We start from the raw sequence: 24,567 nt of genomic DNA on the forward strand, positions 1-24,567 counted from the left end.
ATGAGCTGATAGCTCATAGCTCAAAGCTTACAGCTATTCTTGATACAAAACAGTTAAAACAGTTTGTCCCACAGCTTTTAAAGTATTTTTATCAATCACCGACATGTTATCTTGATGTGTATGATGATATGCCCCAAAAGTTTTTGGGTCGTTTGGTCTTAATTCAATAATATCAATCATTTGAATTTTCGCTACATCATTTACAGGTACGTGGTCATCAACCAAACCTCCGCCATCTGCATCAATAAATAAATTAGAATAACCTAATCTGCTTGCTATGTCCCAAACGTTACGGACAATCATAGGTGCGTATTGCATTGAAGTACCTTCGTGTGGGAAAACCGCTCCTTTTGCCCCAACCATGTCTAAATTGATACCATAATAAGCTGTATAATTTTCTTTGTGTTTATGACTTGCCCAATATTGCGAACCTAAACACCAAGAATTTTGTCCATGCTCACCTTTAAAATCTTCTGGTTCGCCCACGTCTTCCACATCAAAAAAGATAATATCAACACCAACATTAGGTTTTGTTTTCGCTTGCTGAATACTTCTGGCTAATTCTAACAATACTCCAACACCACTTCCTCCATCATTTGCAGCGTCAATTGCTTTGTTTTTATCCACAGAATCTTTGTCTGCTACCGAGCGTGCATCCCAATGAGCCGTCAATAAAATTCTTTTCGTAGCCGTTGGATTGATTGAACCAATGATATTTGTTGCATTCAATTTCTTTCCATCAAAAGTAGTTGCTACAAAATCTTGTGTACTTACTTCACAGCCTAATTGTTTTAGTTTTGTAACCAACCAAGTTGCACATTCTTTGTGTGCTTTGGTATTGGGAACTCTTGGTCCCAAACTTACTTGTTTTTCAACAAAGCTATACGCTGAATCGGCATTGAAATCTGGCGTGGGATTGAGTGTGATTTCTTCTTGAGGAACACTTTCTTGTGAGCTAGTCGTTTGGCAAGATTTAAAGTAAACTGCCACACCTGAAAAAACAAAAATTGCTAACAGGAGTAGCGCTATTCGATTCGTTTTCATTATTGATTTTTATAATACTCTTTTAATATTGTTGATTATCGCAAGAATAAACTTGCCATATCTGATAAAGAAACAATCTTCATCGTTATTTCGCCACTTGGCGTATAGCTTGGGTTTGAAGAAGCGAAAAGCTGTTCTACCAAAGTATTCATTTCTAAAACAGTTAAAGCATGATTGCCATAGCGCCCAGCCGAACGTTTTGCCATAGCACGAGCTAGATTTTCAGCTTTATCCAAATGTAATTCTGATTCATTTTGTTTGAATTGCTCCAGAATTCCTTCTAGCATTTGTTGCTCATTTTCTTCTGGAGAATCGGCAGGAATGCCATTTACCATGAAAGAATCATGTTCTACAACGCTCAAGACAAAACCAAGATTCCTAATTTCATCTTGAATTTCTAGCAATAAATGAAAATCTGCCGTCGTAAGTTTTACTTTTGTCGGGAATAATAATTGTTGAGACGCACCACCATTTTTACGTAAATTCTGAGAGAATTTTTCATATAAAATTCTTTCATAAGCCGCACACTGGTCAATCAAAAGCATTCCAGATTTTACCTGAGAAATAATATAGCGATTATGAATCTGAAAAGTTGAAGCCTCAGAATCTTGCGAAGCTCTTTGCGGACGATTACTCCCAATATCATTCGCTTTACTTTTCAATAAGAACGAAGTACTTTCTGTGGTATCGCCAAAATCTACTTTCGTTTGTTCTATTTCAGGTTCTTTTCTTTCAAAATCATCAAGCTGACGATTCAACCCTTCATATAATTTGTTCCAATTTGTCAGATTCGTTTTTTCTCTAAAGGTTGCTTCTGTCGTTCTTGCGAAAGAACTTACGCCAGCCGTTTCTTTTGTTTTTTCAAAAGGAGAACCGTTGAACTGAAAAATATTATTGGCAAAATTTACATCTGTTTCAAAATCCAAAGAAGGCATTAAATTATGCTGACTCATAGACTTTCGAACAGCTGCTTGCACAATGGCATAAACCGTTCGTTCATCATCAAACTTAATTTCTGTTTTGGTCGGATGAACGTTTATATCAATGTGAATTGGGTCGATTTCAATAAAAAGTACGTAAAACGGATGCGAACCTTCTGGAATTAATCCTTCAAAAGAACTCATCACAGCGTGATTCAAATAGCTGTTTTTGATAAAACGATTATTGGCAAAAAAGAACTGTTCGCCACGAGTTTTTTTGGCGTACTCTGGTTTACCAACGTATCCACGAACACTTACGAAAGAGGTTTCTTCTTCGCAAGAAGCTAATTGTTCACGATAGCCTTTTCCGAATAAATCTACAATTCTTCTGCTCAATTTACCCGCAGGCAAATTATATACTTCGGTGTCGTTATGATGTAAAGAGAATGAAATTTCAGGATTGGATAAAGCTACTCTTTGAAATTCGTCGATGATATGACGCATTTCAACTGGATTCGACTTTAGGAAATTTCTACGGGCTGGCACATTAAAAAACAGGTTTTTCACCTGAGTACTTGTGCCTTCTGGCGTAGCAATGGCTTCTTGTGCTTTTAACTCCGAAGCTTCTATTTTTATTAAAACACCTAATTCGTCGGTTGTTCTGCGAGTACGCATTTCTACTTGTGCTACTGCGGCAATGGATGCCATCGCTTCGCCCCGAAAACCCATCGTTCTGATTTTGAAGAGGTCGTCGGAAGTACGAATTTTGGAAGTAGCATGACGTTCAAAACACATTCTTGCATCGGTTTCAGACATACCTAATCCATTATCAATGACTTGAATTAAGGTTTTTCCTGCTTCTCTGACGATTAATTGAATGTTTGTTGACTGGGCGTCGATGGAATTTTCCAAAAGCTCTTTCACCACAGAAGCTGGTCGTTGTACGACTTCGCCGGCGGCAATCTGGTTCGCAATGGAATCAGGGAGCAGTTGGATGATATCTAACATTTTCTGAAAACGTATTTTAGGTTAGCTTTTTTGACAGTGGAGTTCTCCGAATTGTCCCTCTAAGTTCGTGATAAAAGCAGGGAATGCCAACAAAAAATCTACTTTTGGTGTGGATAAATCGCTAAACGACTTATTTTCAGCTCATAAAGCATCGTGCCAATTACGACTGAATATTCGATAGCAATCAGATAAAGTGACTCATTAACAGGAACTTGTCGATAAGCAAAGTAGGAAAGCATCGCCATTCCAGACCATACAATTCCGAAACGATAAGGAGTAAGTAAGGATAAAGTAAAAACCGTAACGATGTACCAAGGATGTACTGTTGTAGCGAAAAAATAATACGTCATTACAATCAATAATGCCGTTACATAGAAAGTTTCAAGCATTTTTTCTGTCATTTCTTCCCCTTCATTTTTTAGTAAATTGCTGAAATTGTCTTGCTTCCACCAAAATTTTCCCCAAGATAAATTCAGGATAATAGACAAAGCCGACAGTCCTAAGATTCCACCAACCCACCAAACGACATCGAAACCGAGTATCAAGAAACCGATTTCTCGGATGATATAATACACACAAGCATTGAACTGAAAACTTTGAAAGTAGAGGTCGATGCTTGAAAAGAAATTACTGATTATTTCTCTGTCGAAAAATGGAAGCCAAAGTAGTACAAATAAAAAACCTGAAAGAAAGGATAACCAGAGTCCGTTTTTAAAGCCAATCTTTTTTATCATTAAAGGCAAAAAAATCAATGGGATTAATTTGGTAGCAACCGACAATGTAAAACATATCATTGCCCAAAATTTATCCCGTTCTGAAACTTGTTTCTTGCCACGAACAAAAAAATAAATGGCAAACAGAAACCAGAAAATCATCAATCCTTCAAAATGTAAATTGCCCGTCAGTTCGATGATAATTAAGGGATTAAAAGCATAAACTAATACCTTTTCTTTTTTGAGTTGATAAAGTAAAACTATTACTCCAACATCAGCCAATACAATGATGATTCTTAGCAAAACGATATTTCCAAGCAAGTTTTCAGGAAAAAACCATGAAGCAAGACCAAAAATAAATTGATTGAAAGGGGGATAAACTGTGTAATAATTCGGAGAATTTAAATAAGCAAAAAGAGGATTTTCGGGAAATTCGTTGGGTAAATATAAATATGGATTTTTGCCTTCAACAATTAATCGTCCGTCCCAAACAAATCTGTAAAAATCATCCGATAAATTCGGGATTGCAGATAATAACAGCAACCTTAAAACAACAGCAATACCCAATAAGTACTTTATATTGAAATACTTCGGCGAACTTTTTACGATTAAAAAATACAAGCCGAAAAGTAAAGAGATAATACTGATAAAAACATTGAAATTGGTTCTTGGCAAGTAATATAATATCCAAACATAACCAATTGCAGACAGAACAATTGATATTGGAAGTAGCCAAACACTATTTTTTTGAAGGTATTCTGACATTTATACGTTTCTGAAAACTAATTTTGTGTTTTAAATGTTTCCTGATTGCTTGCTAATTTTATAGTCAATTCAGCGCATTTTTAAAATACGACCAAATCCAGATACAAATTAAATAGAACTCATGTTAAAACAGCAGATATTAATTTACACAGAATCAACGCCAAACCCAAACTCAATGAAGTTTGTCTTGAACTTTGTGTTAGCTCCTGAAGGTCTATCGTTCGACTACGCTACACCATCAGATGCAGTAGTAGAAGGCAAAAATTCACCTTTGGCAGTTGCTTTATTCGGCTTTGATTTTGTCAAACGAGTATTCATTTCATCAAATTTTGTAACCGTTACAAAAGACGAAGACACAAAATGGGAAGATGAACTATTTGGTTTGAAACAATTTTTGAAAGGTTTCTTTGAAGAGAAAAAAGAAGTATTTACAAAAGCAACCATTGCTGCCAACGATGTAATAGGAGGTGAGCAAGATTCTGAAACAGTAGTAAAAATCAAAGCAGTTTTAGAACAGTACGTTCGTCCAGCCGTAGAATCAGACGGAGGAGCAATCAATTTTCACTCTTTCAATGAAGGTACAGTGAAAGTATTACTTCAAGGTTCATGTTCAGGTTGTCCGTCTTCTACGATGACCTTGAAACAAGGGATTGAAAATCTTTTAACTCGTATGGTTCCAGAAGTAAAAGAAGTAGTAGCAGAAGGTGTTTAATCCGCTGTTAATACTTAATTTTTCTTAAATTATATAGATTAGACCTGCAAGGCTTCCTAAACCTTGCAGGTCTTTGTATTTTTGCCTTATGACAGAAAAACGTTGGATTTATAAACCCATTCCTTCCACAGAAAAAATAAAACAAGTCGCTGAAGCAATCAATGTTTCAACTGAAATTGCTACGCTTTTAGCACAGCGTGATATTAATACTTTTGACGAAGCCAAAGCTTTTTTTCGCCCAGATTTAGCTCATCTGTACGACCCATTCTTGATGAAAGATATGGACAAAGCGGTAGAAAGATTGACGAAAGCCATTTCTTCTGGCGAAAAAATCATGATTTATGGTGACTACGATGTTGATGGAACTACTTCTGTTGCAACTTTTTATGGTTTCTTGAAAAATGTTGTTTATCTAAATTCAGCAAGCTGTCCTTTAGAATTTTATATTCCCGACCGCTATGCCGAAGGTTATGGGGTTTCGCAAGCTGGTGTAGAGAAAGCAGCCAATGAGGGTTTTGGATTGATTGTGAGTTTAGACTGCGGGATTAAATCTAAAGAAAAAATTACTTGGGCAAAAGAGCATGGCGTTGACTTTATCGTGTGCGACCATCACCGTCCTGATGATAATGACCTTCCGCCTGCCTTTGCGATACTCGACCCTAAAAGGTCTGATTGTGAATATCCTTACAAAGAATTAACAGGCTGTGGCGTTGGTTTTAAATTATTACAAGCTTATTGCCAAACACATGGCATTTCTCAGGAATTATTACTTCCTTACTTGGATTTAGTCGTTACTTCTATTTCTTGCGATATTGTTCCGATTACTGGCGAAAATAGAGTTATGGCTTTTTACGGTTTGCAACAATTGAACTCCAATCCAAGAACGGGATTGAAAGCTTTGATGCAATCGGCTAGTTTAGCGGGTAAAATGGATATTACTAAAGTAGTTTTTGGGTTAGGACCAAGAATTAATGCGGCAGGAAGAATTAAACACGCATACGATGCCGTCAATTTATTATTGACCGACAACGAAGAAGAAGCTACAGACTTTGCCAACATCATTGCCAAACATAATACTGATAGAAAAGGATTTGACACAAACATTACTGCCGAGGCTTTAGCCATTATTGAAGAAGACGATTTCCTGAAATCTGCCAAAAGTACCGTACTTTTTAAAAATGATTGGCACAAAGGAGTCATTGGGATTGTGGCGAGTAGATGTATCGAAAAATATCATCGCCCAACGATTATTCTGACAGAATCGCATGGACACGCTGCAGGTTCGGCTCGTTCTGTACCTGGTTTTGATGTGTATGATGCCATTGAGGAATGTTCAGAACATTTGATACAATTTGGCGGACATACTTTTGCTGCAGGTTTAACGTTGGAAATCTCTGAGATAGAAAATTTCAGGCGTAAATTTGAAGAGGTTGTTAATCGGAAAATATTGCCCGAACAATTATCACCCATGATTGACATTGACCTGAAATTACCTTTAGTAGAAATTTCAGATAAATTTCATAGAATCATGTCGCAGATGTCGCCATTTGGTCCACAAAATATGACGCCTGTTTTTGTTTCCGAAAATGTTTACTTGCATGGCAAGCCATTGAAGATGAAAGAAAAGCATTTAAAAATCAATGTTTTTCAAGAAGGTTCTCCTGCTTATACTTGTGTGGGTTTTGGAATGGTAGAAGATTTTTTTGAGGACTTACAAGAAGGCAAGCCTTTTTCAATTTGTTATACTATTGAAATCAACGAATGGCAAGGACGAAAATCATTTCAGTTGATGTTGAAGGATATTAAGGTTTAGTAATTGGTAAATAGTGATTAGTTGTGCTTTGTGCTTGCCTAAAATATTAAAGTTAAAAGGAGGGTTTTCCTTCTGATTCAAACCATGATTTTAAGAACAGAAAATTTAGTTAAAAAGTACGGACAGCGTGTCGTAAATGATAATGTTAGTTACCAAGTAGCTCAAGGTGAAATTGTGGGACTTCTTGGCCCAAATGGTGCGGGAAAAACTACTTCCTTTTACATGGCTACGGGTTTGGTAAAACCGAATGCTGGAAAAGTATTTTTGGATGATTTAGAAGTAACGAATCTTCCAATGTACAAACGTGCCAGATTGGGAATTGGCTACTTGGCACAAGAAGCTTCTGTTTTTAGAAGTCTTTCGGTAGAAGAGAATATTTTAGCTGTACTCGAAATGACTAAGCTTTCTAAACAAGAACAACGTGAAAAAACGGAATCGCTTTTAGAAGAGTTTTCGTTAACCCATGTTCGTAAAAACTTAGGACAAGTACTTTCTGGTGGTGAGCGTCGTCGTACAGAAATTGCTCGTGCTTTAGCAGTTGACCCTAAATTTATTTTGTTGGATGAGCCTTTTGCCGGAGTTGACCCTATTGCAGTGGAAGAAATTCAAGGAATTGTGGCTAAATTGAAGTACAGAAATATCGGGATTTTGATTACCGACCACAATGTGGACGAAACACTTTCTATCACCGACCGTGCGTATTTACTCTTTGAAGGAAAAATCTTAAAAGCAGGTACTCCTCAAGAATTAGCTGACGATGAACAAGTAAGACGTTTGTATTTGGGTAAACATTTTGAATTGAAGCGGAAGATTTAATGTGTAAAATTATTATATTTGATTAAAAATCAACAATATGACAAGGATAGTTTTAGATATTCCTAATGATAAAGATTTGGAACTACTTCTTCCCTTACTAAGAAGGCTTGGGGTTATTATTTCTAACCATGCTGATGAATTAAGTGAAACAGAAATTGCTCATCATCAGCATGTTGTTGAAAAGGGAGGTAAAACTATTGAGAATTTTAAAAGCTTTATGGAAAGTTTTGAATTAAGTCGACAAGATAGAAAAATGCCATTTAGAGATTAACACTCATGAAAATTTTCGATAGTAATATTATTATCTACTCCTCTCAGATAGAATTTCAATTTTTGAGATCTATTATTAATAGACCAGAAAGTTATATTTCTGAAATTTCAAGGTTAGAAGTCTTGGGCTACCATCAAATTAACATCATTGATAAAAGCTATTTTGAGAGTCTATTCTCACTATTGAGCATAATTCCTATCGATAAAAGTGTAGTGGATTTAGCCATAGATTTACGACAAAAAAAGAAAATGTCTGTTGGTGACAGTATCATAGCCTCTACAGCTTTACTGTACAATTGTGAGCTTTATACTAGAAATGTTAATGATTTTAGCTGGATTGAAAATCTGACAGTCATTAATCCATTTATTAACTGATAAATCATCACATTCCTATCTCATCACTTCCTTCAAAACCGTTAAAGACTTTATTTCCCCCAAAGTATCTACATGAAGTCTGTAAAATAAGATAATAGATTCTAATAACTGATTGCGTGAATGGCGGTCAATTTTAGGCGATTGATGATATGGCGTATTTAACAAAACGTCTAATTGATTTTCTAATGCCAAACTGAGTACTGGCAAATTATGAATCCTTAATTCATTAGAAATTTCATGTGCATTTTCGGGAGAAAAACCCAAATAAGTACCCAATTGCAATAAGAATTGTAAATGGAAATTCTCAAAATGTTCTTCTACTTCATCCAACCAAATGATTGAATTGTGTAAGAACTCAAATAAGAAATGATTCCCCGTTTCTTCTTTGAGTGATTTCCCTAAAATTTCAGTGATAAAAAGTGCAATCGAAGATTTATAAATATCATAAGGTAAAGTATGAAAAGGAGTATTGCATTTGATTTCGGCAATTCGATGAATCTGTTTATTCGCTCCAGCATTTTTGCTTTTCTGGTAAATCACTAAATCCAATAAAGTAAGTGGCTGAAACAAGGCTATTTTATTTTTCGATTTAGCACTTCTTACACCATTTTCAATATAAGTCTGTATTCCAAACTCTTCGGTATAAATATTCACAATTACCGACGTTTCTCGGTAACGAATGTAATTGATTACTATGCCTCTTGTTTTGTTTAACATAGTTTTACTCTTTATCTCTTAGCCAAACCAGTTTTTGAACGGGTATTTTCTGTTCTATTTTATCTCTTAAAATATCCATTATTTCTTCGGTCGGCATATCCTTATCAAAACGAATAGGTTCTTTGAAAGTAACAGAAAGCGTCGTATTTCTCTTCTTAAACCTTAGTCCTTTTTTATCAAAAGCTCTTCTAAAACCATTGATTACCACTGGAACAACTATCGGGTTATGCGTTTTAATTAAATGTGCTGTTCCTTTGCGAAGTGGGGCGTAAGGGGTCGTGGTTCCTTGCGGAAAACTGACTACCCAACCATAAGATAAGCCTTTACCAACTTTGCTTTCGGCGGCTGTATCTACTTCTTTCTTAACATCTTTGCCTTTTTCTCGCCAAGAGCGATTCACCAAAATAGCACCTGCTTGCGAAAATACTCTTGGTAATAATCCTCCTTCTGTCATTGTTTCGGAGGCTGCCACGTAAAATACTTTTGAACGGGGTGCTAACAAGTAAATCGGGAAGTTGACAGAGTTACGAAAACCCCATTTTACGCTAAAGAAAATATGGTAAAGGCAAATCACATCCATAAAATAGGTTTGGTGATTCGATAAGAATAGTACGCCTTCATTTGGTAAGCCTTCTAAATGCTCTGTTCCGCTGATTCTTGTTTTATTGATGCCTCTTAAACGAGAGTAGGTTATCCAACCTAACACAATCATGATAATTCTTTTTACTAACATTGAATTGCCAAATGGATCTCTTTCAAAGATTCCAAAGACATCCATCATTGGTAAAAGTTTTTTTAAGTGTTGATTCATCGTTTCGGGTTATTATTACGCTACTATCATCCAGTTTTTAGAGCAATTTGCTAGTATTTGCAAAATCGAAGATAGATAATTTTTGGTATATTGTTTAAAAAATTGTTCTTCCTCAAGCTTTCTAAACTCTTACTTGGCATTTTGAGTTATCCTTACAAACAGCTAAAAACACTGTTTTTTCAAACAATAGCGATTTATGAATGTACTCATCACAGGTGGTTCGGGCTTAGTTGGTACTCGCCTTACACAAATACTGATTGCCAATGGTTTTACGGTTTCACATCTTAGCAGAAAAGCCACCAATACTACTGGAAAAGTAAAAATTTATCATTGGGACATCCAACATGGCATCATCGACGAGAAAGCTTTGCTTGAAGCCGATTTCTTGGTGCATTTGGCAGGAGCGGGAATTGCAGATGAAAAATGGACGGATGCCAGAAAGAAGGAAATCATCGAGAGTAGAACAAAATCTCTTCATTTAATTACGGAAAGTTTAAAAACACTTCCTCATAAAATTCAAGCTTTTACTTCAGCTTCTGGAATTGGTTTTTACGGGGCTGATACTGGCGACGAAATCATTATGGAGCAACATTCTTCTGGGAATGATTTTGTGGCTGACTGCTGCATTCAGTGGGAAGCGGTGGCTGATGAAGTAGAAAAATTAGGCATTAGAACCGTAAAATTACGTACTGGTATCGTCCTGAGTACCAAAGGTGGTGCTTTGCCTAAAATATTGTTGCCCGTGCGTTTTGGTGTAGGTGCTGCTTTGGGAACTGGAAAGCAGTATCAATCTTGGATTCATATTGATGATTTGTGTGAATTATTTATTCAATCGCTTACTGATGATTCGATGACAGGCGTTTATAATGCCGTCGCTCCCAATCCTGTCAGCAATTATGAATTGACAAAAACCTCAGCTGAGATTCTTAAAAAACCTTTCTTTATGCCCAATGTACCTGCTTGGGTGTTGAAATTGGTATTCGGAGAAATGGCGAATATCGTTTTGGGAGGCAATTATGTTTTGAATCAAAGAATTGCTTCGGAAACATCTTTCCAATATCAATATACTTCTGTGAAAAAAGCTTTGGAGGCTTTATTGTAGTTTAGCTGTGAGCGATGAGTTTTGAGCTGTGAGCTTTTCAACTTGTTTTTTGTCGCTCCAACACGCAGGAAGGAATTATCATCCGATGTTTTGCTCCTGCAACATGCAGGAAGGAATTATCACCTGATGTTTTGCTCCTGCATCATGCAGGAAGAAATTTCAACACATCTTTTTGCTCCTGCAACGTGCGGGAAGAAATTTCAACACATCTTTTTGCTCCTGCAACGTGCAGGAAGGAATCACCCACATTTGATTACTTGTATTTAGCCATATTGGCTAGTGAATATTGTTAAAGTTTAATTATATTCACTTAAAATACAAATTATCAATCCATGAGAACCTTCTGCTTTTTGACTGCCTTTACTTTTTTATCAATGTTTTCTTTTGCGCAAAATGAAAAGTATCCATTTCCACCAAAGGATAGTTTACTAAAAGCCTTGCAAACAGAAAAGATAGATAGTAACAGAGTAAATATTCTGATTTTCTTGTCTCGTGCTTATCATTTCGAAAATGCTGAAAAGGCTTATTCCTACGGACAAGAAGGGCTTCGTTTGGCTCAAAAAATCAATTATACCAAAGGGCAAATCTCTTGTGGGGTAAGTTTAAGTTCGCTTCTGATTGAAATGAACCAACATGGAAAAGCGATAGAATTACTTCTCAAAACCAATGAAATCAGCGAAACCTTCGGCAACCCAGTTTTACAAGCTAGGGTTTTTATGGCTTTGGGCTTGGCTTATGGCAAATTAGATTATAGTAAGGGCTTAGAATATATGCTTAAAAGTCGTGATTTAATTCACCAATATCATATTCCAGAAAACACCATTCCTATCAATTTGATGATTGGTTTTATGTATAAAGATTTAGGCGAATTAGATTCTGCACTGGCTTATCTTCATAAGAATTATCAATCTTCTTTACGATATTCTATCAGAAGTGTGGCAGCTACAGCTTTGGCGATGGGACAAGTCTATGATAAAATGGGTAATATTCCATTAGCAAAAAGCTACTTCCAATCGGTGCTTTCTTTCAATAATAATCATCGCTTACCGATTTCAGGTGAAATTTACCTTGAAATGGGCAAGAATTACTGGAAAAGTAACCAAAGAGATTCTGCCATTTACTTCGCAGAGAAAGCTTTAGCTGAAACCCAAAAACATAAATCTTATACTCTGATTCATCAGACAGCTCAATTATTGTTTCAGGCTTATGAAAAAACGGATGCAAGGCTTGCCTTGAAATACCATATCATGGCGAGTGCAGCAAAAGATAGTTTGTATAATTTGGATAAATTTAAGGAGATAGGAAAATATACTTTCTTAGAAATTATCAGACAAGAACATCTCAGAGAAACACAATCACAACAAGCTTTAGAGCGTTCACAACATGTTCAATACGTTGGTATTACCATCTTTATCCTAACCATCATTATGGTGAGCGTAGTGTTGTACAAACGTCAGGTCAATCCTACCATTTTAGAATGGATAGGAGTAGTCTCCCTTCTTTTATTATTTGAATTTCTGAATATCATCCTTGAACCTTCCATTACCAAACTGTCGAATCGTTCGCCAATCATTACACTTCTTTGTTTGGTTACTTTGGCTTCAATTGTTTCCCCAATTCATCATTTTGCCGAAACTAGGGTAAAAACATGGGTGAAAGGAATTAGAATTAAACACCACCTCAATCCAAATCTTGATGATGGAGTTAATGCTTCGGAGGAATGATTTATTTGCTCATTTGTAATCGAATTTGAGAACGTAACATTTTTTTGTTTCGACCAATCCATCTATTGGTTCGCCAAAACTGAAACAGGCTGTATTCTATTTTGTAAAAAATATATTTTCGCAATAACTCAATGCTTGCTCCAATTAAGAAAATAATAATAACGATGATGCAGATATTGATAATGAGTAGAAAAATGGAATCTTTTCCTTGACCTTGATTCAAAAAATAAACAATGATTTTTCTGATAAATGGGTGGTCATGAATGAGGTAAATTCCGAATACCGAACTAGAAACTAAATTGATAGCATTACTTTGTATTTTTCTTTCTTTGAATGAATAGAAAAGCATTATTGCCGATAATATCAACAGTGGATTATTATATGCAAATAACCTCCAGACAAATTGTGGTTTATCAATGGCTAATAAAATCAAAGTACTTCCAAATAATAGCAATGCCAAGCCTATAAAGTATCGTATTGGTGTTTTGATTTTCAGGTCAAATTTATGGAGTAATCTGGCAAGAAGATAAATGGTTATAAAATGAAAAACCGTAAAACCATCACCAGATACTGTCCTGAAGATAAATCCTGAAAAACTATCCAAATACAACAAACCTGCTAATAAAAAAACGAGTTGGCGATTATCAATAAACTCAACCCCTTTGTTGAGAAAAGGAGAAATAAAGTATAAACCTAAATATACCCCCAAATACCACCAAACATTTCCTGAGATTGGAAGAATGGATTTGACAAAGTCCACTAAAGCAATTTTAGAACTACTCGTCAAAATAAATACCAATGAAATACAAATAGAATAGAAAAAAGCTTGAAAAATGATGGAAATCAAATTCCTTAGTTTGAACTTTATACCAAAATAGCCCGAAATAAAAATAAAGGTGTTTACTCCAACGATGACGAAGCTATTGATAAAGAGTTCAGGATAGACTGTCCTATTGGCATGAGAAAAGTCTTTGATGTTTTTTTCTAAGGCGTATCCATGAACAATAACATGGTGAACAATAATCATAATCATCAAAACTATACGCAATAGTTCGATGTTTGATTCTCGATTTTTCATTGAAATAGGTTATTAAAAATGTAGTTTATTAATAAATAAGGTTTTATGAATTTTGTAATAGATGGTATAAAATTAGTAAATTGTTTAGTCTTACTTTATTTTATCATAGTTTATTGAATATATATTTTACAAACGCAAAACATTTTTGATTAAAGACAAAAATCAAGTAGGATTTTTAGCAATATCAATCATTCATCCTCAACGCATAAATATTATTACTTCATGAAAAACGTTTTAGTGTACTGTGGCTCATCTTTCGGGCGAAATGAAATTTATAAATCTACTGCCAAAAATCTTGGCGAAGTCCTTGCAAAACAGTCGCTTAGATTAATTTATGGTGGCGGAAGTGGCGGATTAATGGGCGTTGTGGCGGATGCTGTTTTGGAAAATGGCGGTGAAGTAACGGGAATCATTCCATCATTTATGGAAAAATGGGAAGTACAACACAAAGGCTTAACTGAATGTATCGTCGTAGATTCTATGCACGTTCGTAAACAATTAATGGCTGAAAAGGCTGATGCTGTTATTGCTTTACCGGGCGGTTGGGGTACTTTAGATGAATTATTTGAAATTCTAACTTGGCGACAAATTGGCTTACACAAAATGCCAATTGGTTTATTAAATACCAATGGTTTTTACGATGATTTAATTGTAATGCTTAATAAAATGGTCACAGAAGGATTTGTCAGAGAAGCTAACGCTAAATTCTTAATTATCGACGATAACATTGATTCCTTAATAGAAAAGCTTAGAAATGATTCTTACGAAGGCGAACTCATTGGGAAAATGATTAATAAAGCTTAAAACAATGTTTTTGTGTAATTTTCGTTCCAAACCTAATCTTGATAGTGTTATTCTTTGTATGAAAAACCTCATTTTTTTCTTTTTTGCTTCCTTTTCATTTCTGTGTTTATCAGATACGATGGCCCAAAATAAGCCTGAAAGCTTAGGTGCTGCGGTCAATTCTGAATATTCTGAATTAAACCCTGTCATTGCTCCTGATGGAAGAATATTATACTTCGGAAGAAAAAGCCACCCACAAAATAAATATGGCGTAGCTGGAACAGACCAAATTTCGGGTTCGCAAGATATTTGGTTTGCCGAAAATGTGATGGGTGCGTGGTCTGCTGCTAGAAGAATGCCTGAAAGTTTGAATCGTGATCAATATAATTCCATTCTCAGTATTTCTCCTGATGGACAAACAATCTTATTGAAAGGAGCTTATGTAAACGGACAATACGAAACTCGTGGTTTTTCGATTGCTAAAAAATCTGCAAATGGCTGGGACATTCCTAAAAAGGTAATTATTCCTAAGTATGAACGACTCAGCAAAGGGAAAAACGAATATGGTTTTCTGTCAAACGATGGCAAAGTACTTTTAATGGCTTTTTCTGAAAAGAAGAATTCAGACGAAGATGATATTTATGCTTCTTTTCTCGAAAATGACGGAACGTGGTCGGAAGTAATGAATTTAGGGGATGAAATTAATACCAATTTTACCGAAACTACGCCTTTTTTAGCTCCAGACGGTAAAACACTTTATTTTTCGAGCAATAGAGAAGGCGGAAAAGGCAGTAATGATATTTGGGTAAGTAAAAGAAAAGACGACACTTGGATTCATTGGACTGAACCCATCAATATTGGCGAACCCATCAATACCGACCAGTATGATGCTTATTATACCATTTCTGCGGCTGGTGATTATGCGTATTTTGTTTCTAGTAATAATTCTTTGGGCAAAAAAGACATTTTTAGGTTAAAGTTAGACGCTCCAAAACCTATCGAAGCTGATACCAAACCAATCGTAAGCACAACGCCAATTGGTGGCGGAACGAGAAAATCTGATGATAGGAAACCAATTCAACCCACAAAATCAGATGCTGTTGTATTAGTTTCTGGAAAAGTAATTGATGGCAAAACGGGGAAAGTACCACAAAATGCACAAGTTATTTATGAAGATTTAAGTACTGGAAAAGAGTTGGGCATCGCCACGCCAGACCCAAATACTGGAATCTACAAAATTGTGTTGCCTTATGGTACCAATTATGGTATCAGCACTAAAATCAACGGTTATATAGGTACTTCACAAAACATAGATTTGAGTAAAATCTCAGGAAGATATTTGGAAGTAGAAGGAAAAGACATGACGGTTAAACCTATCGAAGCAGGTACAAAGGTGGAGATGAATAATATTTTCTTTGAATTTGGGAAAGCCGCTTTACAGCCAGAATCATATCCAGAGCTGAATAGAATTGCCAATTTCTTTAAGACAAACACAAAACTAGTTTCAGAAGTAAGCGGACATACTGATAATGTTGGTACGGATGAAGTAAACAACAAATTATCGCAAGAACGTGCTGATGTTGTTCGTAATTATTTGCTTACTCAGGGTGTGCCAGCAGAGAGAATTAAAGCTAAAGGTTATGGAAAAACCAGACCAAAAGTAGCTAATGACACGCCTGAAAACCAAGCGATTAACCGAAGAGTAGAATTTGAAGTTTTGAAGAATTGATTTTAAGCTTTAGGCACAAAATTATATTTATCCATATTTTAACATTGAAATTTATCTTTGAAAATCTTCGAGAAAAAATTAAAAGAATGTTAAGCATAAGATTATCGTTGGTTTTAAACTAACTTGTAACTAACTAAAAAAAACATAAAATGGCAAAGGATAAAGGCTCAATCAAAGAGGTTAAAAAAGAACCAACAAAAACCCTCAAGGAAAAAAGAGCGGCAAAACAGGAAAAGAAGAGTAGTAAAAGAGATTAAATACAAAAAACCTCAGTAGATAATCACTGAGGTTTTTTTGTATCTTATTTTTCAAAAAACTATCATTTTGGTCAACATTTGATATTTATTATCCCTCTTTATTCTCTCTGTTTTGTTTTTGTAAATAGGCTATTGGTCGAAGAAAAACTATCATAAAAATCATAGGAATATACATAAGTAGCCAAAAAATTAATAATGGGACTAGCCCACTGCCAACCATTACAACTTTATAATAAATGAAAAGCGTTAGATTATTTAATGGTAAAAAAACAAATAAGAGAATTTGGTTTTTAGACTTCTTCTGTATTTCCCAGAACTGTGTTATAAGCTTTTTCATATTGATATATTTAATTACATGCCATTCTAGCTTGTGAATTCTCTTTGATTATTTCTCAAGTCAGGCTAATTCCCTAAAATATTAAATATTTTCTTTACTCTAACAAGTTTTTCTTCAATTACTCAAATACACATCTTTTTGGTCAAGGTTTTTAAATTTAAAATCACTTTACACAAAATAATTTTCATTTAAACCAAATACTTCTTTTTAAGGTTAAATTTGTATCGAATTTTTCGCCACGAATTGCTCGGATTTTTAGGAATCTGGCGATTCGTGGCTATTGTTGTTATTGATCATAAGATTATGCTCGTAAAAGATTTCCTTACTCTGTATCGTGAAGACGGCTTTGTACAGATGATTGCCGAACAAATTAAAACGCCGAAAGACTATCCACATATCCAAATCAAAGGGTTTATTGGTAGTTTGGATGCCGTTGTTGCTTCTGCTTTACATTTACTTGACGAAAAACAATCGCACCTTTTTGTCCTTTCCGACCGTGAAGAAGCGGCTTACTTTATCAACGATTTGCAAAATTTAGTAGGCGAGGAGCGTGTACTTTCCTTCCCGATGTCTTACAAAAGAGCTTATCAGTACGAAGAAGTTGATAACGCCAATGTACTGATGCGAGCTGAAGTACTCAACAAACTCAATAACAGTACTGAAGGATTCTTGATTGTTACTTATCCCGAAGCCCTTTCCGAAAAGGTAATCAACAAGCGTTCGCTTTCTAAAAATACTTTTACCATTAATGTTTCTGAGAAATTAGATACCGCTTTTCTGGGTGAAGTATTATCAAGCTATGATTTCGAGAAAACTGATTTTGTTTACGAAGCTGGGCAATATTCTATTCGTGGCGGAATTGTGGATGTGTTTAGTTATGCCAATGATTTGCCTTACCGAATTGACCTTTTTGGTGATGAAGTAGAAAGTATCAGAACATTCGACCCAGAATCTCAACTTTCGGTAGAATCCATTTCCAGAATCAATATCATTCCCGACGTTCAAAGTCGATTGATTCAGGAAACTCGTGAACCTTTCTTTAACTTTTTACCAGAAAATACTCGTCTTTGGTTCAAGGATGTAGAATTGACTTTGGAAATTATTGAAAAATCGTTCGAAAAAGTAGAAGCAAATTTTCAAGAAATCATTGCCAAAAGTGGCGGTATCAAAGTGATTTCTGAACCTAATCAATTATTTGAAACTCGCAGAAGTTTTCTGAATTTGATTAAAGAATTTGGGACGGTGGAATTTGGCAAAAGATTTTACTTCAAATCTGTCCACGAAAAGATTCAATACCAAGTAAAAGTACAGCCGACTTTCAATAAGGATTTCAAACGATTGGCGGATAATCTTCGTGAAAATCAAGGCTTTCATTATACCAATATTATTTCTGCCGATTCGCCCAAACAGCTTGAACGCTTGGCAACTATTTTCGATGAAATTGATAGAAATGTTCGCTTTCAAGCAATGAATATTTCTTTGAGAGAAGGTTTTATCGACCAGCAAGCCAAAATTGTTTGTTATACCGACCATCAGATTTTCGACCGTTTTCATCGTTTCAGAGAAAAAAGTAAGTATTCCAAATCAAAAGCGCTGACTTTAAAAGAATTGCGTTCACTCCAAGTAGGCGATTTTGTTACGCACGTTGATTATGGAATTGGTCGCTTTGCAGGTTTAGACAGAGTAATTGTCGGCGATGCCGAACAAGAAGCCATTCGTTTGATTTATAAAGACAATGATGTGTTGATGGTTTCCATACATTCATTACATAAAATTGCGAAGTACTCAGGCAAAGAAGGCGGACCGCCAGTTATGTCTAAATTAGGTTCGCCAGAATGGGAAAACCGAAAATCGAAAGTAAAGAAACAAGTAAAAGACATTGCCAAAGAATTGATTTCACTCTATGCAAAACGTAGAATGGCGCCGGGTTTTGCTTTTTCAAAAGATACTTTTATGCAGGCAGAACTGGAATCTTCTTTCTTGTATGAAGATACACCAGACCAAGCAAAATCTACTGCTGACGTAAAAGCTGACATGGAAAAACCACATCCGATGGACAGATTAGTTTGTGGTGATGTGGGTTTTGGAAAAACAGAAGTAGCGATTCGGGCGGCTTTCAAAGCTGTGGCAGATTCAAAACAAGTAGCGATTTTAGTACCAACTACGGTTTTAGCAATGCAACATTTTAGAACTTTCCGTGATCGTCTGGAGAAATTTCCTTGTCGTGTAGAATACATCAATCGTTTTAAATCTGATAAACAAATCAAAGAAACACTCAAAAGAGTAGCTTCAGGCGAAACTGATATTCTGATTGGTACACACAGAATTGTGAACAAAGATGTAATTTTCAAGAATTTAGGCTTGATGATTATTGACGAAGAACAGAAATTTGGCGTAAAAGTAAAAGACAGGTTGAAGGAAATGCGTGTAAATATTGATGCACTGACGCTTACGGCTACGCCAATTCCAAGAACACTTCATTTTTCTTTGATGGGAGCAAGAGATTTATCTATCATCGCAACGCCTCCGCCAAATCGTCAGCCAGTTACGACTGAATTACAGATTTTCAGTGAAACACTCATTCGTGATGCAGTAAGCTATGAACTCAAAAGAGGCGGACAAGTATATTTTGTGCATAACCGAGTGGGAGAGTTGGAATCTATCGCTAATCTAATTTTACGCATGGTGCCAGATGCCAAAGTAGGTGTGGCTCATGGACAAATGGATGGCGATAAGTTGGAAAAAGCAATGATGAATTTCATTGAAGGACATTTTGATGTATTGGTTTCTACCAATATTATCGAAGCTGGTTTGGACATTCCGAATGCGAATACCATTTTGATTAATCACGCCAATCATTTTGGCTTGTCAGATTTACACCAAATGCGTGGAAGAGTAGGACGTTCCAACAAAAAGGCATTCTGTTATTTACTCACTCCAGCACTTTCATTATTGACTTCCGAAGCCAGAAAAAGGCTAAGTGCTTTAGAAGAATTCTCTGATTTGGGCGATGGTTTCAAAGTAGCGATGCGAGATTTGGATATTCGTGGAGCAGGAAATTTATTGGGTGCTGAACAAAGTGGGTTCGTCAATGATTTAGGTTATGAATTGTATCATAAAATTTTGGATGAAGCCGTTCAGGAATTAAAAGAAAATGAATTCAGAGCGTTATTTGAAAAAGATTTAGCAGAAACGGCCGAAAAACTCAAAATTGATTGTCAGATTGAAACCGATTTAAGAGTATTGATTCCTGAAAAATACATCAGCAGTATTTCTGAAAGACTTTCGCTTTACACCCAATTAGATGATATGAAAACAGAAGAAGAATTGGTAAAATTTGAAAGTATGATTATTGACAGATTCGGACCAATTCCACCAGAAATGTCTGATATGATTGAAATTGTGCGGGTTCGTTGGATTGCAGAATCGTTAGGAATGGAAAAAATATTGCTGAAAAATAATAATCTGAAGTGTTTCTTCGTTCCCTCAGAGAATGAAAAGTATTATAAATCAGCAGTTTTCGGCAAGGTTATTGAATATGTAAAACAAAATTCACGAAAATGTTCGTTGAAAGAAGTAAAAGGAAAATTGATGTTGTATTTCGATAAAATTACTTCTATTGAAGAATTGAAGTGGATTTTGAAAGAAATAACAAAATTATAAAGCTTCCACAGTTCAGATTTTTACTTATTTATTCGTAATATTCCATTGATAATGATGAAGATGAAGAATCTTCTATCAGAAAGCCAGCAGAATTTACACTCTTTAGCATAAATTTGTAGTCTTTTCTGTAAATTGCACTCTTCCTAATAAAGGAAAAAACAAGATTTTAAAATTATTCTTATTCACGACAATCAAATTAATTAACAGATGAAGTTGTCTCTCAAATCAATGGCTATTCTTTTAGCAGGTCTTGCAATGGTAAGTTCTTGTAAATCGAAAAAGTCAACTAGTGTAAAAATCGGCAAAACAAGTACTGCTACTGGTATTGCTTATAATAAAAAAGGAGGTTTTCAGATTGATAAATCCTTCAAAGGTCAACCAACAGGTCCGAACTTAGTTTTTGTAGAAGGCGGACGTTTTACGATGGGAGCTTTGGAAGAAGACGTTGTCAATTCTAGAGATAACTTAGAAAGAACAGTTTCTGTACAGTCATTTTACATGGATGAAACAGAAATTGGAAACGTTCATTACCTTGAATATTTGAATTCTGTAATGAAAGATTCTTCTCAAGAATTTTATGAATCTGCTTTGCCAGATACTTTAGTTTGGAAAGATGAATTAGCTTTTAACGATTCTTATGTAGAACAATATTTACGTTATCCTGGCTTTAGAATGTATCCAGTTGTGGGTGTTTCTTGGGTACAAGCTTCTGATTACTGTACTTGGAGAACCGCTGCCGTTAACAACGATATCGCTATGAAAAGTCAGAAGAAAAAGAAAAAAGGCAAAAAAGGAGCTGAAAGTAGAACAGCACCAGTTTATTCTGCTGGTCAACGTTTAGCAATTGAATCCGGAAAAGTATTGCCTGCATATCGTCTTCCAACTGAGGCAGAATGGGAATATGCAGCAAAAGCCATGATTGGTACTCAGTATGAAGATGAAAATCAAACCAATCAAAGAATCTATCCTTGGGACGGACCAAATATGCGTGCTTCACAAGGCAAGAAAAAAGGCTCAATGTTAGCCAATTTCAAACGTGGTCGTGGTGACTATGCGGGTATTGCAGGTAAATCAAATGATGGTGCAATTATCACCACTGAAGTTTATACTTATCCGCCAAATGATTTTGGATTATACCAAATGGCTGGTAACGTAAATGAGTGGGTTTATGACTTGTACCGTCCATTATCTTATGAAGATTTCAATGATTTAAACCCAATTCGTAGAAACGATTATTTAGATAACGCTAAAAACTACGATAGAAAAAATAATAACTCTTTAGTAGATAACAAAGCAAGAGTTTACAAAGGTGGTTCTTGGGCAGATGTTGCTTATTGGTTAGCACCAGGAACACGTAGATTTATTGACCAAGATTCTGCTACTTCAACCATTGGTTTTAGATGTGCGATGATTAGAGCAGGTGCGAATAAATAATATTTTTACCCATTATTAAGGCGGCAGAATTTGATTCTGTCGCCTTTTTTTATGCCATTGCTAGGGTGAGTATAGAAATGTCTTTTATCTCAAATGCTTGCAAGCTTAAAACGCAAGATTCAAGCGTTGCGCCTGTCGTTAGCGTATCGTCAACAACTACAATTTTCTTATTTCTTAAAAGTTCTGGATTCTTCACGGTGAAAACCTTGTCCATATTTTGATAACGCTCTAACCTTGATTTGTTAACCTGCGAACTTGTTTCTGTTTCCCTGATTAAAATATCATTTCGCCATTCAATATTTAGGCTTTCGGATAAACCTTTTGCAAAACAATCTGATTGATTGTAACCTCTTAGCAATAATCTTTTTTGATGAAGTGGTACAGGAATTATCAAATCAAAGGCATCAGCAAAACCACTTTCTCTTAATTCGGCTCCGTACCAACGACCAAGCATTTCACCAACTTCTTGATTGCCTTTGTATTTTAATTCGTGCATTAATCGTTGTACTTTTCCTCCTTTTACAAACTTCAAATAGCTCAAAGTATGTTTTAATTGTACTTCTCCAAAAAATTTATGCGCTAAAGTATTTTCGGTTTCAAGATGCAGATTAGTTTTTGGTAAATCGAATCTACAATCCGTACAAATTATTTCTTCATTGCGTTGAAGTGGCTCCAAACAAGCTGTACAAATTCTTGGAAAAATGAGGTCGATAAATGCGCTGAACATGATTTCGGGAATGTTGTTAAGGTTAGAAACTGATTACAATTTTTTCTTTGTATTTTGCATACAATTTAACATCAATCAAACAATAATCATGAGTTTAGTCGCAGAATTTAATGAGTATAGAAGCAAAATGAACGATAAAATTTTGTCTTCTGATAATAAAGTAATTAAAAGAATTTTCAATCTCGATACCAATACTTACGCTGAAGGAGCTTTATCTGAAAAGACTAAAGAAATGATGGGTTTATCTTGTTCAATGGTTTTGCGTTGTGATGATTGTATCAAATATCACCTCGGAAAATGTTTTGAATTAGGAGTAACCGATGCCGAAATGCAAGAGATTTTTTCTGTCGCTACTTTAATTGGTGGAACAATTGTTATTCCACATTTGCGCAGAGCTGTTGAATATTGGGAAGAACTTCGCAGTGAGGAGTAGGGAGTTGTGAATGAAGAGTTGTGAATGCTGAATATTTTATGGATTATAAAAATAAGTCTTTACTAAAAATCACTCATTCACAACTCAAAACTCACAATTATAAATGCCAAGAATCAATATTTTTGGTCAACATCTAAATTTTCAAAAACACTCATTACTCATAGCTGAAAGCTTACAGCTAATAAAAAAAATATGGAAATAGAGAATCTCGCCCAGCAATGGGACATTTTATTAGATAAATTAGAACAAGTTCTTGGGAAAAAGCCTGCTGATTTGAATGCAGTACTCTTCCTGATTGGTGTTCAAGAATTAGGAAAAGGACATCAGTTTTTTACCAAAGAACAAAAGCAAGATTTAATGCACATTGCCATTTGTAAAGTACTTAGTTATAGCGGTATTTATGAATTGGAAGGCACTGATCAAGACGGTTGGCCACATTGGAAATTGATTCAACCTTTGCCTTTCGTAAATGTAATTGAACAAGAAAAATTATTGAAAGCTCAAGTTATAGAATATTTTGAAAGGGAAGTATTTGTATGAAAATCATCACTTATAATGTAAATGGCATCCGTGCTGCCATCAACAAAGGTTTTATCGATTGGCTCAAAGCGAGCAATCCAGACATGATTTGTCTGCAAGAAATTAAAGCTGAAGAACACCAAATCGACAAAGCTGTTTTTGAGGATATGGGTTACCATGTTTATTGGTTTCCTGCCGAAAAAAAAGGTTATAGCGGTGTTGCCATTCTCACGAAAGTAAAACCCAACAACATTGATTTCGGCTGTGGTTTACCAGACTACGACCGTGAGGGAAGAGTACTCCGTACTGATTTTGATACTTTCTCTTTGATGTCGGTTTATATGCCTTCTGGCTCTAGTGGCGATGAACGTCAAGGTTTTAAAATGCAATGGTTGGATGATTTTTATGGCTATTCAGACGAACTGAAAAAGTCAATTCCAAACCTGATTATTTCAGGAGATTATAATATTTGTCATCAACCAATTGATATTCATAATCCAAAATCGAATGCCAATAGTTCTGGTTTTTTACCTGAAGAAAGAGCATGGGTTACGAAGTTTCTTGCGAATGGCTTTGTAGATACTTTCAGGCATTTTAATGCTGAGCCACATCAATATACTTGGTGGAGTTATAGAGCAGGAGCAAGGGGAAAGAATTTGGGTTGGCGTATTGATTATCATTGCGCAACCGAAAGTATGACTGATAGACTTGTTCGTTCTGCTATTTTGCCAGAAGCTAAACATTCAGATCATTGCCCTGTTTTACTTGAAATTTCTGTGTAAAACTAATGAGCGAATCATAAATTTTTGAATTTGAA

The 24,567-nt window shown here is 35.4% G+C and carries 21 protein-coding genes; 14 read left to right on the forward strand and 7 right to left on the reverse strand.

All coding sequences use genetic code 11. From position 1 onward, the window contains the following. Positions 1–33: 33 nt before the first annotated feature. From VB798_RS10715 to VB798_RS10725, 3 genes are all read right to left on the reverse strand, one after another. A complete protein-coding gene (locus VB798_RS10715; protein ID WP_323258468.1) occupies positions 34–1,044 on the reverse strand; it encodes a M28 family peptidase in 1,011 nt (336 codons plus the stop codon). Between the two features lie 35 nt (positions 1,045–1,079). Next, positions 1,080–2,972: a DNA mismatch repair endonuclease MutL gene (mutL, locus tag VB798_RS10720; RefSeq protein ID WP_323258469.1), complete on the reverse strand. Its 1,893-nt coding sequence runs from the start codon at positions 2,970–2,972 to the stop codon at positions 1,080–1,082. 98 nt (positions 2,973–3,070) lie between these two features. After that, on the reverse strand, positions 3,071–4,450 hold the full coding sequence (locus VB798_RS10725; RefSeq protein ID WP_323258470.1) for a hypothetical protein: 1,380 nt from the start codon (positions 4,448–4,450) through the stop codon (positions 3,071–3,073). Between the two features lie 121 nt (positions 4,451–4,571). On the opposite strand from VB798_RS10725, the gene VB798_RS10730 reads away from it, so the two are divergent. The 5 genes from VB798_RS10730 to VB798_RS10750 all read left to right on the forward strand — a co-directional run bounded on the left by VB798_RS10730 (position 4,572) and on the right by VB798_RS10750 (position 8,436). Beyond that, positions 4,572–5,162, forward strand: a complete 591-nt coding sequence (locus VB798_RS10730) for a NifU family protein (protein ID WP_407654144.1) — start codon at positions 4,572–4,574, stop codon at positions 5,160–5,162. An 88-nt stretch (positions 5,163–5,250) separates the two neighbouring features. Further along, positions 5,251–6,975 (forward strand): single-stranded-DNA-specific exonuclease RecJ, encoded by a 1,725-nt coding sequence (gene recJ, locus VB798_RS10735; RefSeq protein WP_323258471.1) that lies wholly within the window; start codon positions 5,251–5,253, stop codon positions 6,973–6,975. A gap of 84 nt (positions 6,976–7,059) precedes the next feature. After that, entirely contained in the window at positions 7,060–7,791 is a 732-nt protein-coding gene (gene lptB, locus VB798_RS10740) for an LPS export ABC transporter ATP-binding protein (RefSeq protein ID WP_323258472.1), read from the forward strand. Positions 7,792–7,828: 37 nt separating this feature from the next. Continuing rightward, positions 7,829–8,062 (forward strand): hypothetical protein, encoded by a 234-nt coding sequence (locus tag VB798_RS10745; RefSeq protein ID WP_323258473.1) that lies wholly within the window; start codon positions 7,829–7,831, stop codon positions 8,060–8,062. Positions 8,063–8,067: 5 nt separating this feature from the next. After that, positions 8,068–8,436, forward strand: coding sequence for a type II toxin-antitoxin system VapC family toxin (locus VB798_RS10750; protein WP_323258474.1), 369 nt, complete (start codon positions 8,068–8,070; stop codon positions 8,434–8,436). A gap of 15 nt (positions 8,437–8,451) precedes the next feature. Here the strand turns inward: VB798_RS10750 and recO are convergent, their stop codons facing one another. Together recO and VB798_RS10760 are read right to left on the reverse strand one after the other, a co-directional pair. Then, a complete protein-coding gene (recO, locus tag VB798_RS10755) occupies positions 8,452–9,153 on the reverse strand; it encodes a DNA repair protein RecO (protein ID WP_323258475.1) in 702 nt (233 codons plus the stop codon). A gap of 4 nt (positions 9,154–9,157) precedes the next feature. Further along, complete coding sequence (locus tag VB798_RS10760; protein ID WP_323258476.1) at positions 9,158–9,964, reverse strand: lysophospholipid acyltransferase family protein; 807 nt, start codon at positions 9,962–9,964, stop codon at positions 9,158–9,160. Positions 9,965–10,160: 196 nt separating this feature from the next. Between VB798_RS10760 and VB798_RS10765 the strand changes: the two genes are divergently transcribed. Together VB798_RS10765 and VB798_RS10770 are read left to right on the forward strand one after the other, a co-directional pair. Further along, a complete protein-coding gene (locus VB798_RS10765; RefSeq protein ID WP_323258477.1) occupies positions 10,161–11,066 on the forward strand; it encodes a TIGR01777 family oxidoreductase in 906 nt (301 codons plus the stop codon). Between the two features lie 332 nt (positions 11,067–11,398). Further along, entirely contained in the window at positions 11,399–12,790 is a 1,392-nt protein-coding gene (locus VB798_RS10770; protein WP_323258478.1) for a tetratricopeptide repeat protein, read from the forward strand. Between the two features lies 1 nt (position 12,791). On the opposite strand, the gene VB798_RS10775 is transcribed toward VB798_RS10770, so the two are convergent. Then, entirely contained in the window at positions 12,792–13,868 is a 1,077-nt protein-coding gene (locus VB798_RS10775) for an acyltransferase (protein WP_323258479.1), read from the reverse strand. Positions 13,869–14,090: 222 nt separating this feature from the next. On the opposite strand from VB798_RS10775, the gene VB798_RS10780 reads away from it, so the two are divergent. The 4 genes from VB798_RS10780 (at position 14,091) to gldJ (ending at position 22,071) form a co-directional block, all read left to right on the forward strand. Beyond that, positions 14,091–14,672, forward strand: coding sequence for an LOG family protein (locus VB798_RS10780; protein ID WP_323258480.1), 582 nt, complete (start codon positions 14,091–14,093; stop codon positions 14,670–14,672). Positions 14,673–14,730: 58 nt separating this feature from the next. Next, entirely contained in the window at positions 14,731–16,380 is a 1,650-nt protein-coding gene (locus tag VB798_RS10785; RefSeq protein WP_323258481.1) for an OmpA family protein, read from the forward strand. 897 nt (positions 16,381–17,277) lie between these two features. Continuing rightward, positions 17,278–20,637: a transcription-repair coupling factor gene (mfd, locus tag VB798_RS10790; protein ID WP_323258482.1), complete on the forward strand. Its 3,360-nt coding sequence runs from the start codon at positions 17,278–17,280 to the stop codon at positions 20,635–20,637. Between the two features lie 207 nt (positions 20,638–20,844). Continuing rightward, positions 20,845–22,071, forward strand: coding sequence for a gliding motility lipoprotein GldJ (gldJ, locus tag VB798_RS10795; RefSeq protein WP_456319143.1), 1,227 nt, complete (start codon positions 20,845–20,847; stop codon positions 22,069–22,071). A 49-nt stretch (positions 22,072–22,120) separates the two neighbouring features. Here gldJ and VB798_RS10800 read toward each other — a convergent pair whose 3' ends face one another. Further along, the gene (locus VB798_RS10800; RefSeq protein WP_323258484.1) at positions 22,121–22,798 is read right to left on the reverse strand and encodes a ComF family protein; all 678 of its coding nucleotides are present in this window, start codon (positions 22,796–22,798) and stop codon (positions 22,121–22,123) included. Positions 22,799–22,886: 88 nt separating this feature from the next. Between VB798_RS10800 and VB798_RS10805 the strand changes: the two genes are divergently transcribed. The 3 genes from VB798_RS10805 to VB798_RS10815 all read left to right on the forward strand — a co-directional run bounded on the left by VB798_RS10805 (position 22,887) and on the right by VB798_RS10815 (position 24,532). Continuing rightward, positions 22,887–23,231: a carboxymuconolactone decarboxylase family protein gene (locus tag VB798_RS10805; RefSeq protein WP_323258485.1), complete on the forward strand. Its 345-nt coding sequence runs from the start codon at positions 22,887–22,889 to the stop codon at positions 23,229–23,231. 192 nt (positions 23,232–23,423) lie between these two features. Next, positions 23,424–23,771, forward strand: a complete 348-nt coding sequence (locus VB798_RS10810; protein WP_184136290.1) for a hypothetical protein — start codon at positions 23,424–23,426, stop codon at positions 23,769–23,771. After that, positions 23,768–24,532, forward strand: coding sequence for an exodeoxyribonuclease III (locus VB798_RS10815; RefSeq protein ID WP_323258486.1), 765 nt, complete (start codon positions 23,768–23,770; stop codon positions 24,530–24,532). The genes VB798_RS10810 and VB798_RS10815 overlap by 4 nt, the downstream gene beginning before the upstream one ends. The last annotated feature ends 35 nt before the right edge of the window (positions 24,533–24,567 follow it).

The organism is Arcicella lustrica (assembly GCF_034930985.1).
In the GTDB taxonomy this organism is placed as follows: domain Bacteria; phylum Bacteroidota; class Bacteroidia; order Cytophagales; family Spirosomataceae; genus Arcicella; species Arcicella lustrica.

Excerpts from the sequence above, each read along its gene's own strand:
- recJ (WP_323258471.1), top strand. The coding sequence starts at position 5,251 with ATGACAGAAAAACGTTGGATTTATAAACCCATTCCTTCCACAGAAAAA.
- VB798_RS10785 (WP_323258481.1), top strand. The coding sequence starts at position 14,731 with ATGAAAAACCTCATTTTTTTCTTTTTTGCTTCCTTTTCATTTCTGTGT.
- VB798_RS10750 (WP_323258474.1), top strand. The coding sequence starts at position 8,068 with ATGAAAATTTTCGATAGTAATATTATTATCTACTCCTCTCAGATAGAA.
- VB798_RS10730 (WP_407654144.1), top strand. The coding sequence starts at position 4,572 with ATGTTAAAACAGCAGATATTAATTTACACAGAATCAACGCCAAACCCA.
- lptB (WP_323258472.1), top strand. The coding sequence starts at position 7,060 with ATGATTTTAAGAACAGAAAATTTAGTTAAAAAGTACGGACAGCGTGTC.
- VB798_RS10780 (WP_323258480.1), top strand. The coding sequence starts at position 14,091 with ATGAAAAACGTTTTAGTGTACTGTGGCTCATCTTTCGGGCGAAATGAA.
- VB798_RS10805 (WP_323258485.1), top strand. The coding sequence starts at position 22,887 with ATGAGTTTAGTCGCAGAATTTAATGAGTATAGAAGCAAAATGAACGAT.
- VB798_RS10800 (WP_323258484.1), bottom strand. The coding sequence starts at position 22,798 with ATGTTCAGCGCATTTATCGACCTCATTTTTCCAAGAATTTGTACAGCT.
- gldJ (WP_456319143.1), top strand. The coding sequence starts at position 20,845 with ATGAAGTTGTCTCTCAAATCAATGGCTATTCTTTTAGCAGGTCTTGCA.
- VB798_RS10725 (WP_323258470.1), bottom strand. The coding sequence starts at position 4,450 with ATGTCAGAATACCTTCAAAAAAATAGTGTTTGGCTACTTCCAATATCA.
- mfd (WP_323258482.1), top strand. The coding sequence starts at position 17,278 with ATGCTCGTAAAAGATTTCCTTACTCTGTATCGTGAAGACGGCTTTGTA.
- recO (WP_323258475.1), bottom strand. The coding sequence starts at position 9,153 with ATGTTAAACAAAACAAGAGGCATAGTAATCAATTACATTCGTTACCGA.
- mutL (WP_323258469.1), bottom strand. The coding sequence starts at position 2,972 with ATGTTAGATATCATCCAACTGCTCCCTGATTCCATTGCGAACCAGATT.
- VB798_RS10815 (WP_323258486.1), top strand. The coding sequence starts at position 23,768 with ATGAAAATCATCACTTATAATGTAAATGGCATCCGTGCTGCCATCAAC.
- VB798_RS10745 (WP_323258473.1), top strand. The coding sequence starts at position 7,829 with ATGACAAGGATAGTTTTAGATATTCCTAATGATAAAGATTTGGAACTA.
- VB798_RS10765 (WP_323258477.1), top strand. The coding sequence starts at position 10,161 with ATGAATGTACTCATCACAGGTGGTTCGGGCTTAGTTGGTACTCGCCTT.
- VB798_RS10715 (WP_323258468.1), bottom strand. The coding sequence starts at position 1,044 with ATGAAAACGAATCGAATAGCGCTACTCCTGTTAGCAATTTTTGTTTTT.
- VB798_RS10810 (WP_184136290.1), top strand. The coding sequence starts at position 23,424 with ATGGAAATAGAGAATCTCGCCCAGCAATGGGACATTTTATTAGATAAA.
- VB798_RS10760 (WP_323258476.1), bottom strand. The coding sequence starts at position 9,964 with ATGAATCAACACTTAAAAAAACTTTTACCAATGATGGATGTCTTTGGA.
- VB798_RS10775 (WP_323258479.1), bottom strand. The coding sequence starts at position 13,868 with ATGAAAAATCGAGAATCAAACATCGAACTATTGCGTATAGTTTTGATG.
- VB798_RS10770 (WP_323258478.1), top strand. The coding sequence starts at position 11,399 with ATGAGAACCTTCTGCTTTTTGACTGCCTTTACTTTTTTATCAATGTTT.